The 18,183-nt window shown below is 62.2% G+C and carries 14 protein-coding genes and 1 pseudogene; 4 read left to right on the top strand and 11 right to left on the bottom strand.

Annotation, left to right across the window (positions count from 1 at the left end):
* Positions 1–1,932: Ig-like domain-containing protein (locus tag DBR12_RS05715; RefSeq protein WP_233244319.1), on the top strand; the 1,932-nt coding region annotated here is incomplete at its 5' end.
* An 18-nt stretch (positions 1,933–1,950) separates the two neighbouring features.
* A pseudogene (locus DBR12_RS05710) lies at positions 1,951–2,199 on the top strand (3-keto-5-aminohexanoate cleavage protein); the annotation flags it as partial.
* Between the two features lie 81 nt (positions 2,200–2,280).
* Here the strand turns inward: DBR12_RS05710 and DBR12_RS05705 are convergent.
* The 10 genes from DBR12_RS05705 to DBR12_RS05655 all read right to left on the bottom strand — a co-directional run bounded on the left by DBR12_RS05705 (position 2,281) and on the right by DBR12_RS05655 (position 15,980).
* Positions 2,281–3,780, bottom strand: a complete 1,500-nt coding sequence (locus DBR12_RS05705) for a reverse transcriptase domain-containing protein (protein WP_108616372.1) — start codon at positions 3,778–3,780, stop codon at positions 2,281–2,283.
* Between the two features lie 235 nt (positions 3,781–4,015).
* Positions 4,016–6,187 (bottom strand): 3-hydroxyacyl-CoA dehydrogenase NAD-binding domain-containing protein, encoded by a 2,172-nt coding sequence (locus DBR12_RS05700; protein WP_108616371.1) that lies wholly within the window; start codon positions 6,185–6,187, stop codon positions 4,016–4,018.
* 183 nt (positions 6,188–6,370) lie between these two features.
* On the bottom strand, positions 6,371–7,576 hold the full coding sequence (locus DBR12_RS05695; protein ID WP_108616370.1) for an acetyl-CoA C-acetyltransferase: 1,206 nt from the start codon (positions 7,574–7,576) through the stop codon (positions 6,371–6,373).
* Between the two features lie 214 nt (positions 7,577–7,790).
* Complete coding sequence (locus DBR12_RS05685) at positions 7,791–8,951, bottom strand: acyl-CoA dehydrogenase family protein (protein ID WP_108616369.1); 1,161 nt, start codon at positions 8,949–8,951, stop codon at positions 7,791–7,793.
* Between the two features lie 131 nt (positions 8,952–9,082).
* Complete coding sequence (locus DBR12_RS05680) at positions 9,083–10,249, bottom strand: ABC transporter substrate-binding protein (protein ID WP_108616368.1); 1,167 nt, start codon at positions 10,247–10,249, stop codon at positions 9,083–9,085.
* A 251-nt stretch (positions 10,250–10,500) separates the two neighbouring features.
* A complete protein-coding gene (locus tag DBR12_RS05675) occupies positions 10,501–12,357 on the bottom strand; it encodes a long-chain fatty acid--CoA ligase (RefSeq protein ID WP_108616367.1) in 1,857 nt (618 codons plus the stop codon).
* A gap of 7 nt (positions 12,358–12,364) precedes the next feature.
* On the bottom strand, positions 12,365–13,183 hold the full coding sequence (locus DBR12_RS05670; protein ID WP_108616366.1) for an ABC transporter ATP-binding protein: 819 nt from the start codon (positions 13,181–13,183) through the stop codon (positions 12,365–12,367).
* Positions 13,180–14,022 carry an ABC transporter ATP-binding protein gene (locus DBR12_RS05665; protein ID WP_108616365.1) on the bottom strand — a complete coding sequence of 281 codons (843 nt, stop codon included), beginning with the start codon at positions 14,020–14,022 and terminating at the stop codon, positions 13,180–13,182. The genes DBR12_RS05670 and DBR12_RS05665 overlap by 4 nt, the downstream gene beginning before the upstream one ends.
* Positions 14,019–15,095: a branched-chain amino acid ABC transporter permease gene (locus DBR12_RS05660; protein WP_108616364.1), complete on the bottom strand. Its 1,077-nt coding sequence runs from the start codon at positions 15,093–15,095 to the stop codon at positions 14,019–14,021. The genes DBR12_RS05665 and DBR12_RS05660 overlap by 4 nt, the downstream gene beginning before the upstream one ends.
* A 9-nt stretch (positions 15,096–15,104) precedes the next feature.
* The gene (locus tag DBR12_RS05655) at positions 15,105–15,980 is read right to left on the bottom strand and encodes a branched-chain amino acid ABC transporter permease (protein WP_108616363.1); all 876 of its coding nucleotides are present in this window, start codon (positions 15,978–15,980) and stop codon (positions 15,105–15,107) included.
* Between the two features lie 198 nt (positions 15,981–16,178).
* Between DBR12_RS05655 and DBR12_RS05650 the strand changes: the two genes are divergently transcribed.
* Positions 16,179–16,976 (top strand): crotonase/enoyl-CoA hydratase family protein, encoded by a 798-nt coding sequence (locus DBR12_RS05650; protein ID WP_108616362.1) that lies wholly within the window; start codon positions 16,179–16,181, stop codon positions 16,974–16,976.
* A gap of 108 nt (positions 16,977–17,084) precedes the next feature.
* Positions 17,085–17,570 (top strand): thioesterase family protein, encoded by a 486-nt coding sequence (locus tag DBR12_RS05645; protein WP_108616361.1) that lies wholly within the window; start codon positions 17,085–17,087, stop codon positions 17,568–17,570.
* Between the two features lie 181 nt (positions 17,571–17,751).
* On the opposite strand, the gene DBR12_RS05640 is transcribed toward DBR12_RS05645, so the two are convergent.
* Positions 17,752–18,183 (bottom strand): PaaI family thioesterase (locus DBR12_RS05640; RefSeq protein ID WP_369861364.1); only part of this gene is annotated, 432 nt, incomplete at its 5' end.

Raw genomic sequence — 18,183 nt, 5'->3', positions numbered from 1 at the left:
GCGGTGCAAGGCAGCCACCCCAGCCAGCTTCAGGCGGACACGAACTCTGTCTCCGCAGGCTCTCAGGTCTCAGGCAACGTCCTTACCAACGATTCCGATGCCGATGGACCCTTGACGGTAGCGAGCTTCCGGTTCCTGGGTGTGACGTACGCAGCGGGCGCCACGGCGTCCGTGCCGGGTGTCGGCTCCTTTTCGCTGCAAAGCACTGGTGCGTATTCCTTCACGGCCTCTTCGCCCTTCACCGGTGTGAGCCCAGCGGTCTGGACGTATGTGGTGCAAACGGGTTCGTCCTCCACCTTGAGCGTCACGGTCAGCCCATTGGTTGCGAATAGCTCACCAGTGACCATTGACGACACCGCAAGCGTGCTCAGAAACAACTCCGTCACCGTGGCGGTGCGCACGAACGACACGGATGCTGATGGCGACATGCTGTCGGTGACCGGCGTGACCCAGGGCGCTAACGGCTCCGTGGTCATTGATGCCGTCACAAACAACCCGGTATACACGCCCAATGCAGGATTCGTTGGCACAGATCTCTTCACGTACACCATCAGCGACGGAAACGGCGGCACTGCCACTGGCAGCGTCTCGGTAACGGTGATTGGCAACCGAGCACCCGTGGCGGTTGCTGATTCCGTGACCACCGGCGTTGATACCCTCAGAGTCATCCCTGCCGCAACCTTGCTTGCCAACGATAACGATCCGGATGGTGACACGCTGAGCATCGTGTCAGTGCAAGCGGCAACGCAAGGCACGGTCAGCCTTGCGGGGGGCAACGTCACATTCACGCCTGCCGCTGGCTATGAAGGCAGCGCCAGCTTTGCCTACACCATTCAAGACCCTGAGGGTGAGTCCAGTACCGCCACGGTCAGTGTCACGGTGGGGGCCGCCCAGGCGCCGTCTGTAGTGGTGCAGAAAGCGTTGGTTGTTGCTGCGCGTGGCACAGGCGGCGTGAGCACCAGGTTCCCCATCACCACTGCGCTGGTGGACACAGACGGTTCTGAGAGCCTCACGGCCAAAGTAAGCAACGTTCCCACCGGTATCAGTTTCAACGCGGGCGTCAACCAGGGCGGTGGAGTGTGGCAATTCACTGAGGCAGAACTGCCCAACCTGATGATCTCGCTACCGGGCAGCTACAGCACCAATGCCACCAATTTGACTGTGCAGGTCATATCCACAGAAGTGAATGGCGGCGCTACTGCCAGCGTATCCAGTGTGGTAACCCTAAGGGCCTACTACACCACCGTGGATATCATCACCACCTCCAGCGGAAGCTATACCGGAAGTTCTGCCAGTGAATACGTTCAGGGTGGGAGCGGAAACAGCACCATCGATGCGGGCAATGGCAACAACATCGTCCTAGGGGGGGCAGGCAATGACAACCTCTCGGCGGGCGCGGGCTCCGACATGCTCTACGGTGAAGAGGGCGACGATACTCTAGACGGAGGAAGCGGCGCAGACGTGCTGGTGGGTGGCCCCGGCAACGACACCATGCAGGGGGGCGATGCAGGTGAAAATTTCGTCGACGTGTTCGTCTGGAATCTCGGGGACCAAGGCGCGCCAGGCACACCGGCCATTGACACCATCTTGAACTTCGCCACTGCAGCGGCTGGGAACAACACGGCGGGTGGCGATGTGCTGAATCTCAGCCACCTTCTGCAGGGTGAGCGCGTGGGGCCATCCAACGGTGCTGGCAACTTGGCCGACTACCTGCACTTCGAGATCTCTGGGGGAAACACCCTCATCCACATCAGCCATACAGGCGGCTTTGCTGGCGACTCGCACACAGTGGGCGCCGCATACAACAGTGCGGCCGAGACACAGCGCATTGTTTTAGTGGGCGTCGATCTGCAGTCGGTGTATTCAGGCGCAACGACTGACGCGCAGATCATCACGCAGCTTCTGAACAACAACAAGCTGATCGTGGACTAGCGCGTGGTGGGCGAGGGCGCCTCCTGGCAAGCCACTGTCATCGGCCGTAGCGAGATCTGGCCCGTGCACCAGCGCGTGGCCGAGCTGGGCGGGCATTTGCGCACGGGGCTGGAGGACACGTTCTACCTGCCGGATGGGGCCAAGGCGGATTCGAACGGGCCGTTGATTGAGAAATTGGCGGAGTACGCGCGCAATGCGGGGCGGGAGGTGGCGTCGCCGCAGGAGGCGCGGGGGATGTTCGGGTTGAAGTACTCGGAAACGGCGTGAGACGTCGGCAATCAAACAAACGAAGCTTCGGTCGTTTGTGCGTTCGGATGAATGTGCAAAAGCTGCCTGACCTCTACTTGACTATTCTTTGTAGTGATATTTTGATGACTCGGGGTGCATAACTCGCTCTATGCCCACTTCGGTTAATCCTCGTCTCAGGGCGCTAAATATTAGTTGAAAGCTTGGAACTTCTAACAACCTTGCTCCCTTAATGCGTTTTTTTCGATATGTTGTTATCAGATTTTTGCGTTCAACATTAAAGGGGAATGAATGGCGGCGGTCAAATCCATGACTTAATAGTAAATCAGATCTGGTCATAACACTTCTGTGGATTGTTGAGGTAAGCCAGCCGTCTAATTTCTTAAGTTGCGCTTCGTCATTAAGAAGAGGATAAAAACTCATCACGCCTTTAAATCTCAATGAATTTCTTCTGCCCTTGATATAGTCCCACAGTTCACGGTGTAAGAGGCCGCCATAAATGTAGCGTCTCACTTGGCTTAAGGCGACAAGAAGTGCTTTGTCGCGATCGTTTGCCGGGATGATCATGGCGCCTAGTGGCTTAGTCTTCAATGGTTGAATTAGATTCCTGTATAGCAAATACGAAATCTGCTTCTTTATCCGCTGAATGGTCTTGTCTCTGATGGAAATTTTGTCGATACCGATTGAATATCCGAGAAAATTAAAGTCCAGTTTGTGTGAAATTTCCGCGTTTAGTCCATCTTTGGAGAGTAGGCTAATTCCATCCGACTTCTTTAGATTGATTGGTACTCCAGTGTTGCGTGAGAAATCGTTGACTATATTGAATGATTCACAGATTGCTGCGTAACTGGTGCTCCAGATGACTGTGTCATCAGCATAACGTGCAAATTTGAGTCCACCTTTTTCTAAGGATTTATCTAGGCGCCAGCACACGAGGTTCGCAAGAAATAACGAGATCGACGTCCCTTGCGGTATTCCTTTGTCGCGCCCTTTTAGGAACGCTTTAATCACTGACTCTTCCTCGTTGCTCACGAAGAAGCCATTTTCATGCAGTTGTGAAAAGAGATATTGGTGATCAATTGATCCAAAAAAATCAGAAAAATCAAACTCCGCAATAAATGTGCGCGCATTCAGGGAGAGGTCAATTGCAATGTCTTGGATTGCGAAATGAACGTTTCGGTCGTTCCGATATGCATATGAAAAGGAGCTAAACCGATGTCTATTTTTTGCTAGTAGACGCGTATAGAAGTAGCTAGATACTGCAGCGTCAGGGATTTGATAAACTGTTAATTCCCGCTGACCGCCTCCTGGTTTTGGGATCTTCTTTTTGAAGGGTTCGTTCGGGATGTAGGTGGAATTTTCTATTTTGGCTGCTATTGATTTTGCAATGGCGCTTGCATTTCTGCGTACATAAAATGGGTTGAATTTGTTGTCGATTGACCAATACTCGGGAACTCTTACTTCTTTTTTTGGCGCTTTCGCTATGCGATCATTGTTCCGCTTCCAGTCCAGATGAAGGCTGTTGTGATAGGCGTGGTGCCTCTCAATCCATTTTGCACATTCATCAAGAATTCGCTCTTTAATTTTAATTTCCAAGCTCATATTGAAATCCTAAACAAAAAGCCCGAGACAAGCTCGGGCTTTCCACGGAACGAAACCTAGTAAAAGTAAGTTTTCATCTGGTTGGCACAGTTTTGACACCGAGCCCCCTAGAGCGCAACCGAAGCTGCTAAGAGAGGCGTTCCGTTCTACCTCTAAGGCAGTCCATCGACAATACAACGTTCATTGCTAGGCGGCAAGTTATTTTGAGGAAGTCGTGAAATCTGTGTGCGACTCGTCAATACACAGGGGTGTGCCCCCGGATTGCATTTCTGCAAGAAACGCTTATGTCGAACCCTTGTCCATACACTGCTGACAGTTCCTCTGCCCGCCGCAAGAACGCCTCTACCCCGATCCCGTAGATAAACTGCATCGCCCCCCCCGTCCAAGCCGGAAACCCAATCCCAAAAATCGACCCAATGTTTGCGTCATGCACGCTGGTCAGCACGCCCTCGGCCAGGCAGCGCGCGGTCTCGATGGCCTGGCGGTAGAGCAAACGGTCCTGAATCTCCTGCACGCTCCATTCCACGCCGGGCTTTTCGAACAGGGGTTTCAGCTCGGGCCACAGGTGCTTCTTGGCGCCTGCGGGGTAGTCGTAGAAGCCGCCGCCACCGGCGCGGCCGGGGCGCTTCAGTTCCTTGACCATGCGCTCCACCAGCAGCTCGCCGGGCGTGGCGGTGTAGGTCTTGCCTTCGGCCGCGTAGTCGGCGCGGGTCTGGTCCAGCACGTGCACGCTCAGGGTCAGCGCGGTTTCGTCCAGCACGGCCAGCGGGCCTACGGGCAGGCCCGCTTGCATGGCGGCGTTTTCAATCGCGGCGGCGGGGATGCCTTCGCCCAGCATGGCGGCGCCTTCCATGACGAAGGTGCCGAAGGTGCGGCTGGTGTAGAAGCCGCGTGAGTCGTTGACCACGATGGGCACCTTGCCCAGGGCCTGCACATAGTCGAACGCGCGGGCCACGGTTTCGTCATCCGTTTGTTTGCCGCGGATGATTTCCACCAGCTTCATCTTGTCCACGGGGCTGAAGAAGTGGATGCCGACAAACTTCTCGGGCTTGCTGCTGGCCTTAGCCAGGCCGCTGATGGGCAGGGTGGAGGTGTTGCTGGCAAAGAAGCCGCCGGGCGCCAACTGCGGCTCGGCCTCTTGCGTGACCTTGGCCTTGAGGTCGCGGCTTTCAAACACGGCTTCGATGATGAGGTCGCAGCCCGCCAGGTCGGCCGCGCTGGCGGTGGGCGTGATGCGGGCCAGCAGGGCTTGCTGCGCCTCGGCCGTCATGCGGCCCTTGTCCACGCGGGCCTGGGTGAGCTTGGCGCTGTAGGCCTTGCCAGCTTCGGCCTTCACGGTGCTCACATCTTTCAGCACCGTGGCGATGCCCCGGCTGGCCTGCGCATAGGCGATGCCCGCACCCATCATGCCAGCGCCCAGGATGCCGACCTTTTGGGGCTTGTAGCGGGGCGCCGAGCCTGGGCGCGACTTGCCGCTCTTGATCGCGTTCATGTCGAAGAAGAACGTGTTGATCATGTTGCGCGCCACGGGGCCGGTCATCAGGCGGGCGAGGTAGCGGCTTTCGATCCGCAGGGCGGTGTCGTAGTCCACCATCGCGCCTTCGACCATGGCGGCCAGGGCGGCCTCGGGCGCGGGGTAGCGGCCGCGCGTGGTCTTCTTGAGCATGGCGGGCGCGACGGTCAGCGCGCCTGCAATTTTGGGGTTGGCGGGTGTGCCGCCGGGCATCTTGTAGTTCTTGTCGTCCCACGGTTGCACGGCGTGCGGGTGGGTGGCGATGTGGGCCAGCGCGGCGGGCAGCAGCTGATCGCGCGTGGCCACCAGCTCGTGCACCAGTTGCAGCTCCAGCGCCTCGGCGGGGTTGAAGAGCTTGCCTTCCAGGATGTAGGGCTGCGCACCCATCAGGCCCAGCAGGCGGGTCATCTTGGTCACGCCGGTAGCGCCGGGCATCAGGCCCAGCGTGACCTCGGGCAGACCGAACTGGATCTTGGGGTCAGCCACGGCAATGCGGTAGTGGGCGACCAGCGCCACCTCCCAGCCACCGCCCAGCGCCGCGCCGTTGAGGCAGGCCACCACGGGGATGCCCAGGGTTTCGAGCGTGCGGAAGTGCTTCTTCATGCGCTCGATTTCGCCGAACACGGCAGGAGCGTCGGCGGGGGTGAGGCGCATGGTGGCCTTGAGGTCGGCGCCCGCAAAAAAGCTGGTCTTGGCGGATGCCAGCACGATGCCTTTGAGCGCTGCGCCCAGGCGTTCGCGGTCGCTTGCTACCCGCGCTGTGACCTCGCCCAGCTCTTGCTGCCACTGGCGGCACATGGTGTTGACGGGGGAGTTGGTTTCGTCAAACGTGATGACGGCGACCTGGCCTTCGGTGCCCTGGGCGGGGATGAGTTCGTAGCGGATGGTTTGCATGCTGATGTCTCCGAATCTGTAATGCGGCATAGCGCAGCTATGGGGCGCTGCCTTAGATGAAGCGTGGCCGAGGCCCGCGGACGCCGTGGAACTGGCTTTGCCAGGCCAGTGGCGTCGTCCCCCTTCCCATCGCGCAGCGATGAGAGAAGGGGGAAGCGGCGCAGCCGCTCAGGGGGTTGTTCCTCATACGCGTTCAACAATCGTTGCTATGCCCATGCCGCCGCCCACGCACAGCGTGGCCAGGCCATAGCGCTGGCCCCGGCGGTGCAGCTCGTCAATCAGGGTGCCGAGGATCATGGCGCCCGTGGCGCCCAGCGGGTGGCCCATGGCAATGGCGCCGCCGTTCACGTTGACCTTGTCGTGCGGCACGCCCAGCTCGCGCATGAAGCGCATGGGCACGGCGGCGAAGGCCTCGTTTACTTCAAACAGGTCGATCTGGTCGATGGTCATGCCCGCACGGGCCAGCGCCTTTTTGGCGGCGGGCACGGGGCCGGTGAGCATGATGGTGGGGTCGGCCCCGCTCAGCGCCGTGGCTACGATGCGTGCGCGGGGCGTGAGTCCGTGGGCCTTGGCGGCGGCTTCGTTGCCGATGAGCACGGCGGCGGCGCCATCCACAATGCCCGACGAGTTGCCCGCGTGGTGCACGTGGTGGATGCGCTCCACCTGCGGGTAGCGCTGCAGCGCCACGGCGTCAAAGCCCATGCCGCCCAGTTGCTCGAACGATGCCTTGAGCGCGCCCAGGCCCTCGAGCGTGGTGTGGGGCTTGATGAATTCGTCCTCGGCCAGGATGGTCTGGCCGATGAAGTCGCGCACAGGCACGACAGAACTTTTGAAGTAGCCCGCTGCGCGCGCTGCAGTGGCGCGGCGCTGGGATTCGAGCGCGAAGGCGTCCACGTCGGCACGGGTGTAGCCGTCCAGCGTGGCGATCAGGTCGGCGCCGATGCCCTGGGGCACGAACAGCGTCTCTGAATTGGTGGCGGGGTCTTGCGCCCAGGCGCCGCCGTCGGAGCCGATGGGCACGCGGCTCATGCTCTCCACGCCACCCGCCACTACCAGGTCTTCCCAGCCGCTGCGTACTTTTTGTGCGGCCAGGTTCACGGCCTCCAGGCCCGATGCGCAGAAGCGGTTGACCTGCACGCCCGCGCAGCGAAAGTCCCATCCGGCCTTGAGCGCGGCCACCTTTGGCAGCACCGAGCCTTGCTCGCCCACGGGTGAGACGATGCCCATGACCACGTCATCCACCGCTGCGGTGTCAAAGCGGTGGCGCGTTTGCAGCTCGGTCAGCAGGCCCACCAGCAGGTCGATGGGTTTGACCTCGTGCAGGGTGCCGTCCTTCTTGCCCTTGCCGCGCGGGGTGCGCAGCGCATCGAATACATAGGCTTCGGTCATGGTGTGGTCTCCAGATTTGAATGAAATTGGCCGCTTCCGCGCGTCCATCAAGCGCTAGCAGCTATGAATACAGTAGCGGTGGGTGGCTTCTCCACTGGCCCAGGCGCGGGCAGCCAAGCAAGGGCCGCCCCGCAGTGTGGGCTGCGTACCCCTGCCCGCATTGCGCAGCTATGCGAGAGCGGGGGGAAGGCGCGCAGCGCCACAGGGGGGTGTCTCATTTCAAGCCCATGCCGCGTGAGATGACTTCTTTCATGATCTCGTTGGTGCCACCATAGATGCGCTGCACGCGCGCGTCGGCGTAGGCGCGGGCGATGGGGTATTCCCACATGTAGCCGTAGCCGCCAAACAGCTGCACACATTCGTCCATCACCTTGCACTGCAGGTCGGTGGTCCAGTACTTGGCCATGCTGGCGGTCTGGGTGTCGAGCTGGTCGCGCGCGATCAGCTCGCAGCATTTGTCCACAAACACGCGGGCCACCTGCACCTCGGTCTGCAGTTCGGCCAGCGTGTAGCGGGTGTTCTGGAAAGATGCGACGGGCTGGCCGAAGACCTTGCGCTCTTTCACGTAGTCCAGCGTCCAGTCGATCGCGGCCTGGGCGGCGGCCACGGCGGTGATGGCGATCTGCAGGCGCTCCCACGGCAGCTGCTCCATCAGGCAGATAAAGCCGCGCCCTTCCATGGCAGGGCCGCCCAGCAGGTTCTCGGCGGGCACCTTCACGTCGTTGAAGAACAGCTCGGAGGTGTCTTGCGCCTTCATGCCCATCTTCTTGAGGCGCTGGCCTTTTTCAAAGCCGGGCATGCCGCGCTCCACCAGCAGCAGGCTGGTGCCCTTGGCGCCTGCGGCCGGGTCGGTCTTGGCAACCACGATCACCAGGTCGGCATGCCAGCCGTTGGTGATGAAGGTCTTGCTGCCGTTGAGCACATAGTGCGACCCGTCCGTACTCTTGGTGGCCGTGGTCTTGATGCCCTGCAAGTCGCTGCCCGCAGCGGGCTCGCTCATGGCGATAGCGCCCACCACGGCGCCGGTGGCCATCTGGGGCAGGTACTTTTGTTTTTGCGCTTCGGTGCCGTAGTGCAGGATGTACGGCGCCACGATCTCGCTGTGCAGGCCAAAGCCGATGCCGGTGGTGCCCGCGCGTGCCAGCTCTTCCATCTGCGCCACCGAATACAGCTTGTCGGCCCCGGCGCCGCCGTATTCCTCAGGCAGGCTCATGCACAGGAAGCCGCTGGCACCCGCCTGGCTCCACACCTCGCGCGCCACATAGCCTTGCTCTTCCCACTCGGCGTGGTGCGGCGCCACTTCTTTCTCAATAAAGCGGCGGAAGCTGTCGGCAAAGGCCTGGTGGTCGGGCTGGAAGAGGGTGCGTTCGATCATGGTGCTGGTCGATCCTATTTATGCAAAGTTACTGCTTGGTTAAAATCATTTTGCCATCGACGCTGCCGGAACGCACCCCCTGAAATGCAAAAAGCCGCCCGAAGGCGGCTGGGGTGAGGGCGCTCAGGTCCTCATGGCTTGACGTAGTCCGACACCACCTTCCACTTGCTGTCGGTGATCTGTGACAGGCGCGAGAGGTCGCTGCCCAGGCGCTTTTGCGGGCCAAAGGTGGCTTCGGCGCTGCCGAACATGTCGGGCGGGATCACCATGGTGTCCATGGCCTTGATGAAGCTGTCGGTGCTCAGGTTGGGGCCTGCCTTCTGTGCCGCCTTGATGAAGGCATCGACCGCGTTGTAGCCGTAGACCGAGAACACGGTGGGGTCTTCATTGAACTTGGTCTTGTACTTGTTGGCCCAGAAGCGGATGGGCTGGCTGGCCTCGTCCAGGTAGGGGTGCTGCACCGTCATGGTGGCGTAGAGGCCGTCCATGGGCTTGCCGCCCAGCTTGTGGATGAGGTCGGTGTATGCGGCACTGGAGCCCAGGAAGGTGGGGTTGAAGCCTGTCTTGCGCGCCTCACCAATCGTGCCGATGGTCTCGCGGATGATGGTGCCCAGGATCACGAAGTCGCAATCCGAGGACTTCATCTTGGCGACCTGTGAGGAGAAGTCGGTGGCGCCGCGCTTGTAGGAGGTTTTCTCGGCGAATTCCATGCCGATGGACTTGAGCGCCGCTTCGCCGCCGCGCATCACTTCCAGGCCAAATTCATCGTCCTGGTAAATGGTGCAGATCTTCTTGGCGCCTTTTTCCTTGATGAGCTTGGGGGCTGCCAGGCGGATCTGGTCGTAGTAGGTGGCGGCAAACGAATACTTGAGCTTGTGGAAGGGCTCGTACATTTCCCGCGCGGCCGTCACGGGGAAGAAGTTGATCACGTTCTTGCTGAACTGCACGGGCATGGCGGCCAGGTTCTGCGCCGTGCCGATGTGCGCGATCATCATGAAGATCTTGTCTTGGTTCACCAGCTTTTGAGCGGCCAGCACGGCTTTCTTGGGGTCGTAGCCCGAGTCTTCCACCTTCAGGTCCAGCTTGCGGCCGTTGATGCCGCCCTGCTCATTGGCCTCGTCCACGCGCAGCATCATGCCCAGGCGCACCTGTTTGCCAAAACCCGCCAGCGGGCCCGACAAATCCTGGATGGACCCCAGCGTGATGGTGTCCTTGCTCACGCCCTGGCTGGGCTGGGCCTGCGCCGTGGTACCCGCCATGGCCACGAGGGCCAGCGCGGCGATGTGATGAAACTTCATGGCACGTCTCCTTCGGTTGGATCGAAACAAAAACGATCGCTTGTTATAGAACGATGCCCGGGGTGGGGCACCAGCACTTTCCCTATCCTGGGTGGCCACAGGGCTGGATGCGCGCCCTGGCTTCGACAGGCTCAGCCCGAACGGCTGGTGAATGTTCCGGCTTCGACAGGCTCGGCCCGAACGGTTGTCGGAGGGCGTGCAGACGGAGCCTATTCCCCGCCCGTTCAGCATGAGCTTGTCGAAGGCCGTTCCTATCGGTACATCGCTTCAATCTGCGGGGCGTACTTCTGCTGCACCAGCTTGCGCTTGAGCTTCATGGTGGGCGTCAGCTCTTCGTCCTCGGCCGTGAGCTGGGTGTCTAGCAGGAAGAACTTCTTGATCTGCTCCACACGGGCGAACTTTGCGTTGACGCGGTCGATTTCGGCCTGGATCAGGTCCTGCACCTCGCGCGCACGGGTCAGGCTGGCGTAGTTGGAGAACGGCACGTCGTGGTCCTGCGCGTACTTTTCCACGTTCTCCTGGTCGATCATGATGATCACCGTGAGGTAGGGCAGCTTGTCGCCAATCACCACGGCGTCGGTCACGTAGGGGCTGAACTTGAGTTCGTTCTCCAGCTCGCTCGGCGTGATGTTCTTGCCACCGGCCGTGATGATGATGTCCTTCATCCGGTCGGTGATGCGCAGGTAGCCATCGGCGTCGATGGCGCCCACATCACCCGTGTGCAGCCAGCCGTCGGCGTCGATGGTTTCGGCGGTTTTCTCGGGCAGGTTGAGGTAACCCTTGAACACGTTGGGGCCGCGTACCAGGATCTCGCCCGTGGCGGGGTCGATGCGCACCTCGTTGTAGCTGGCTGCCGGGCCGATGGAGCCGGGCTTGATGCGCGTGGCGGGCACGCCCGTGGCTGCGCCGCAGGTCTCGGTCATGCCCCACACCTCCAGCATGGGAACGCCCAGGGCCAGGTACCACTTCACCAGCTCGGGCGAAATGGGAGCGGCCCCCGTGACCAGGAAGCGCGCGCGGTGGATGCCGATGAGCTTGCGCACGTTGTTCAACGCCAAAAAGCGCGCCAGCATGAATTGCGCCTTCAGCAGGCCGCCCACCGGCTGGCCCGCCAGCACCAAATCGGCAATCCGTGTGCCTACCCCGATGGACCAGGCATAGGCAGCCTGCTGCAGCCGTGTCGATTCCTTGAGCGCGATCATCACGCCGGAATAGAACTTCTCCCACACGCGTGGCACGGCGGTGAATACCGTGGGCGCGATTTCGCGCACGTTTTCGGGCACGGTGTCGGGGTTCTCGACAAAGTTCAGGCGCGCCCCGGTGTAGAGCGAGAAGTATTCGCCGCCCATGCGCTCGGCAATGTGGCACAGCGGCAGGAAACACATGGTTTCGTCCGCCTCGCTGCGCGAGATCAGCGTGTTGTAGCCGCGCACGGTGTAGGTGAGCGCGGCGTGCGTGTGCATGGCGCCCTTGGGTTTGCCGGTGGTGCCCGAGGTGTAGACCAGGATGGCCACATCGTCGGGGCGGCAGGCCTTGACGCGCTGCATGAGAGCCTCGGGGTGCTGGGCGTTCCACGCGCGGCCCAGTTCGCGCAGGGCGGCCAGGCTCAGCACATCGGCGTCAGCCAGGCCGCGCAGGCCTTCCATGTCGAACACGACGATCTTGCGCAGCAGGGGCAACTGGCCGCGCACCTCCAGCGCCTTGTCGAGCTGCTCGTCGTCCTCCACAAACAAGACGGTGGTGCGCGAGTCTTCGCTCAGGTAGTGCACCTGCGCGGCGGCATCGGTGGGATAGATGCCGTTGGCCACGCCGCCGCAGCTGAGCACGGCCAGATCGGCCAGCACCCATTCGATGTTGGTGTTGGACAGGATGGATGCGCATTCGCTCGGCGCAAAGCCCAGCGACATCAACCCGCCCGCGATCTCGCGCACGGCGTCGGCGGTCTGGTCCCACGTCCAGCTCTTCCAGATGCCCAGCTCCTTCTGGCGCATCCACACGCGCGGGCCGCGCTCGGCCACGGCGTTCCAGAACATGGCAGCGATGGTGTCGCCTGCCAGCACGTCGGTGCCTGCGGGCTGAATGTGAGAGAGGTCCCAGAGATTGCTCATGTTGTCCTCACCGCCATGTCTTCTTCTTTTTCCACCGGCGCTCACCGCGTACGCCTTCGTCCTTCATGCCGAGGTAGAACTCCTTGATGTCGTCCTTCTCGCGCAGGCGTTCGCAACTGTCTTCCATCACGATGCGGCCGTTTTCCAGCACGTAGCCGTAGTCCGATGCGTTGAGCGCCATGTTGGCGTTCTGCTCCACCAGCAAGATGGTGGTGCCGCGCTCGCGGTTGATGCGCACCACAATCTCGAAGATCTCTTTGGTGAGCTTGGGCGACAGGCCCAGGCTGGGCTCGTCCAGCAGGATGAGTTCGGGGTTCGCCATGAGCGCCCGCGAGATGGCCAGCATCTGCTGTTGCCCACCCGAGAGCAGACCCGCATCCTGCGCGGCGCGCTCCTTCAAGATGGGGAAGTAGCCGAAGACGGTCTCGATGTCGCGCGCCACCCCATCCTTGTCGGCCCGCGTATAGGCGCCCATGAGCAGGTTGTCGCGCACCGAGAGCAGGGGGAACACCTCGCGCCCTTCGGGCACATGCATGAGGCCCCGGCGCACGATGGCGGCAGGGTCGTGGGCGGTGATGTCCTGGCCCTGGAACTCGATGGAGCCCTTGCGCGGGTCGATGATGCCGCTGATGGTTTTGAGGATGGTTGTCTTGCCCGCACCGTTGCTGCCCAGCACGGCGGCGATCTCGCCGCGCCGCACCTGCAGGCTCACGCCGCGGATGGCCTTGATGGGGCCATAAGCGCTTTCGACGTTCTGCAGGCGCAGCAGGGGCTGGTCGGGCACTGCCGAGGCGGGTGCGCTGCTGGTTGCCAGAACGGCGCTCATGCTCGCACCCCGATACTGGAGCCCGCTGGGCGGCGCAGGTTGCTCACATCGTCGATGGTGCCCAGGTAAGCCTCGATCACGCCGGGGTGCGATTGCACCTCGCGCGGCGTGCCCATGGCCACGACCTCGCCCTGGTTCATGGCCAGCACGCGGTCAGACACCTTGGAGACCAGCGACATGTCGTGCTCCACCATCAGCACCGTGATGCCCAGCTCGTGCTGGATGTCCTGGATCCAGAAGGCCATGTCGTCGGTCTCCTCCACATTCAGGCCCGACGACGGCTCGTCGAGCAGCAACAGCTGCGGCTCGGTGCACAGGGCACGGGCCAGCTCCACCACCTTGCGCACGCCATAGGGCAGGCCGGCCACCATGGTGTCGCGATAGTGCTGCAGGTCGAGAAAGTCGATGATCTGCTCGGCCTTCTCGCGCGCCTGGATTTCCCCTTCGCGCACCTTGCGGGTGAAGAACATCTCGGCCCAAAGGCTGCTGTGCTGCTGCGTGTGGCGGCCAATCAGCAGGTTGTGCAGCACGCTGGCGTGCTCGAACAGCTCGATGTTCTGGAAGGTGCGCGCAATGCCCAGGCCAGCCACCTTGTGCGGCGGCTGGTCGGTCAGCGGCAGCATGGCGCCCCCCGGGCCTGCATAGGTAATGGTGCCGGTGGTCGGTGTATAGATGCGGCTGATGAGGTTGAACACCGTGGTCTTGCCCGCGCCGTTGGGGCCGATGAGGGTGAACACCTCGCCGCGCCGCACGTCAAAGCTCACGTTGTTGACCGCCAGCACGCCGCCGAAGCGCACGCTGAGGTTCTTGGCTGAGAGGAGTACGTCGTTACTGCTCATTTCAAGCGATCCGATTTCTGGAACGACTTCTGCCGCTTGAACATGCCCTGGCGGTAGAACGGGAACATCTGCAGCCAGGTGCGCACCTTGAGCCAGCGGCCATACAGGCCCATGGGTTCGAACAGCACAAAGGCGATCAGCACCGCGCCGTACACGACGGCCTGAAGTCCCGGCGCCTGGCCGATGGCAGCGGGCAGGAAGTCCTTGCTCAATGAAATGAGCTGGGGCATCGAGATCAGAAAGATCGCGCCCAGGAACGCGCCGTGTACCGAGCCCAGCCCGCCAATCACGATCATGAGCAGCAGGTCGATGGACTGCAGGATGTTGAACTGGTCCGGCGAGATGAACTGCAGCTTGTGCGCATACAGCGCGCCGCCAATGCCCGCCAGCGCTGCCGAGAGCGAGAAAGACAGCGTCTTGTAGCGCGCGAGATGAATGCCCATGCTCTGTGCCGAGATCTCCGAATCGCGGATAGCCACGAACGCCCGGCCCGTGGGGGAGCGCAGCAGGTTCAGGATGGCCAGCGTGCAAACCACCGTAATGACCAGGCACAGAAAGTAGAAAGACTCGGTGGTCTCAAACGCATAGCCACCGATCTGCGGCGGCACCAGGTGCTTGCCCGAGTTACCGCCCGTCACCGACTCCCAGCGCGCGAACACTTCTTCGACGATGAAGCCGAACGACAACGTGGCCATTCCCAGGTAGATGCCCTTGACGCGCAGCGCAGGCAGCCCCACCACCACACCCACAGCAGCCGACAGCCCCGCCGCGCAGGCCAGCGACAGCGCAAACGGCCAGCCCATGCCGGTGAGCACCGCCTGCGTGTACGCCCCCACGCCCAGAAAGGCCGCATGCCCCAGCGAGAACAGCCCCGTGAAGCCCGCCAGCAGCATGAGCCCCAGGCCCACGATGGAGTAGATCAGCACAAAAGTGAGCTGCGCCAGCCAGTACTCAGGCGCGACCCAGGGCGCAGCGACGAGCGCCAGGCCCAGCATGCTGTACCAGAACACATGGCCGCCGTGTTTGGCAAGGCGGATGTCTTGTGCGTAAGAGGTCTTGAAGATGAAACGCATGGTTGTCTTTCAGACCTTTTTACGGAGCTTCTCGCCGAACAGTCCATTCGGTTTGACCATGAGCATGATCAGCACCACGATGTATGCAGCCGTGTCCTTGAAGCCATCGGGCAGATAGAAGCCCGAGAGCGACTCGACGATGCCAATCACCAGCCCGCCCACGATGGCGCCGGGCAGGCTGCCAAAGCCACCCACCACCGCCGCAGGAAACGCCTTGAGCCCGATGAAGCCCATGTTGGCGTGTACAAAGGTGATGGGCGCCAGCAGCAGCCCCGCCACCGCTGCCACAACGGCCGCAAGCCCCCAAGCCAGGCCGTTGAGCCGCTGCACCGGAATGCCCATGTAGTAGGCCGCCAGCTGGTTTTGCGATGCGGCCTGCATGGCGATGCCGAGTTTGCTGTAGCGGAACATCGCAAACAGCAGCACGCAGAGCACACCCGTGGCGCCGATCACCACCAGCTGCTCGGCGCTGACGACCAGTTCGCCCAACCGCAGCGATTGGTCCTTGTAGGGCACGGGCAACGTGTGCGTATCGGTGCCGATGTTGGGAATCATGGTGACCAGTCCGCGCATCACATAGCCGATGCCGATGGTGAGCATGACGATGGAGAACGCAGGCTGGCCGAGGATGGGGCGGATCACGGCGCGCTCGACCAGCACCCCGAACAGCCCCATGGCCATCACGCTGGCCAGTACCGCCACCCAGAAGGGAAAGCCCAGCACGGTCATCAGCGCCAGGCCGCAGAAGGCGCCGAGCATCATGAGTTCGCCTTGCGCAAAACTCACGGTTTCGGTGGCTTTGTAGATGAGTACGAAGCCCAGCGCGATCAGCCCGTAGATGCACCCCTGGGAGACACCGCTGATCAACAGTTGCACAAATTGCACCCTGGCTCTCCAGAAGATTTTTACAAAGCGGTTGCTTTGCATAAATAATGCTGCCTGGGACTGCTGCTTACCGCACTCGGGGCTAACCCTGATGGGGTGGGGCAATCAAGCAAGTCGCGGCGGATGTTGACCCAGCGTTGCATCTCGCGCAATAGGATTAACGTCGGGTGCGCAGGCACCGGGCCGCAGGAGAGCCACATGTCCGTAGAGGTAGAAACGCAGGGCCGTGTCACGCTGGTGACATTGCACAGACCGGATGTGCGCAACGCGGTGGACGCGGGAACTGCGCGGGCCTTGCACGCCGCATTCGTCGCGTTCGATCAGGACGCGCGGGCAGACGTGGCTGTGTTCCACGGAGCAGGCGGGCATTTCTGTGCGGGCTGGGATCTGCAGTCGGGCGCCCGCCTGCTGGCCGGCGGCGTGGCGCCCGAGGCGCTGGCCCAATCGCTCGATTTCGCAGCCGATGCGGTTCACCCGCTGGGGCCGATGGGCCCGAGCCGTTTGCACCTTTCCAAGCCCGTGATTGCGGCGATAGAAGGCGCGGCCGTGGCCGGTGGCATGGAACTGGCGCTGTGGTGCGATCTGCGCGTGATGGCCGAAGACGCTTACATGGGCGTGTTCTGCCGCCGCTTTGGTGTGCCTTTGATCGACGGCGGCACCGTGCGGCTGCCGCGCCTGGTGGGGCTTTCGCAGGCGCTCGACCTGATCCTGACCGGCCGCAAGGTGGAGGCAGGCGAGGCCTTGCACATGGGCCTGTGCAACCGCGTGGTGCCTGCGGGCCAGGCGTTGCAGGCGGCGCTGGCATTGGCGCACACGCTGGCCGCATTCCCGCAAGTCACACTGCGTGCCGACCGCGCGAGCGCGCTCGCCAGCGAAGGATTGCCCCAGCAGCAAGCGCTGCTGCAGGAGTGGGTCGGTGGGCGTGAATGCCTGGCCGAGGCGTTGCGCGGGGCCTCACAATTTGCCGCCGGGCAGGGGCGCCACGGCAGGTTTTAAATAAAAATGGCCGCTTGCGCCTGTCCATCATGCGCTGGTAGCTACAAAATGAGGAGCGTAGGGACTGTGCCCCGTTGTTCCTTGCGCAACATTCATTCCAGGAGACCCATGAGCAAATCTGTGCCCCCCGCCCCGCCAGCTTTCGAGCCCGCCTTCATCACCGGGCTCAAGGCCATCTTTGAAGAAAAGATCGTGTTCAACCAGGTGCTGGGCCTCAAGGTCACCTCCCTGGCTCCCGATGGCGTTGTGGGTCGCATCGACATGAAGCCCGATTTGGTGGGGCACTATGCCTACAACCGCATCCACGGCGGCGTGATCAGTGCGGGGCTCGATGCCATGGGCGGCCTGGCCGTGATGGCAGCTATTGGCGCCAAGCACCTGGACGAACCGCCTGAGCAGCGCCTGCACCGCTTTGCCAAGCTGGGCACCATCGACCTGCGCATTGACTACCTGCGCCCCGGCATTGGCAGCCACTTCGAGTTGCGTGCGCAGGTGCTGCGCCTGGGCTCGCGCGTGGCCACCACGCGCATGGAATTTCTGGGGCCGGACGGGCAGATCATGTCTGCCGGGGCGGCGGCCTACATCGTTTCCTGATCTCTAGGGACCCTCTGCACGAATCAGCGCGCCGTGTGCATCAGCGGTCTCGGGCGGTCTGCCGCGTTGTCAATACTCGCAATAGCTACGGCTATTGCTGCGTCAATTTTTCCCGTTCAGCGCCTTGCAGCCCATCCCGATCCGCAGCGCTTACTTGCCGCTTGACCCGTGCAGAGGGTCCCTAGGCGACCGGCCGCGGCTCCAGGTTGCGCGCCGTGCCCAGCCAGGTGGCGCACAGCGTCTCGGTGCCCGATGCGTCCACTGCGAGCACGTCGGCGGCGCAGATGCTCAGCAGCCGACCCGCGTCCACCACGCGGCCCCGCGCGCGCAGGCAGGCGCCCCGCGCCGGGGCAAACAGCTTGACGGTGCCGTCCACCGTGGCGTTGGCCCAGCCGGGCGGCAGCAGGCTGCCTGCGGCGGCCACGGCGGCGAAGTCGCCCAGCGCATACACAGCCGTGGCCTGCAACTGGCCGGGGCGAAAGCAGAACGACTCCAGGATGGGCATCTCCAGCGTCACGGCGCCCGGCGCTGCGTGCACAAAACGCAGGCCCAGGGTGCGTGCCATGGGCATGGCCAGCACGGCGGCCTGCAGGCGCTGCAGGGAGGGCGGGGC

It is taken from the genome of Acidovorax sp. HMWF029, from assembly GCF_003060895.1.
GTDB lineage: Bacteria > Pseudomonadota > Gammaproteobacteria > Burkholderiales > Burkholderiaceae_C > Acidovorax.
The sequence above is the reverse complement of the archived record's forward strand: the minus strand, read 5'-3'. Positions and strand labels throughout refer to the sequence as shown.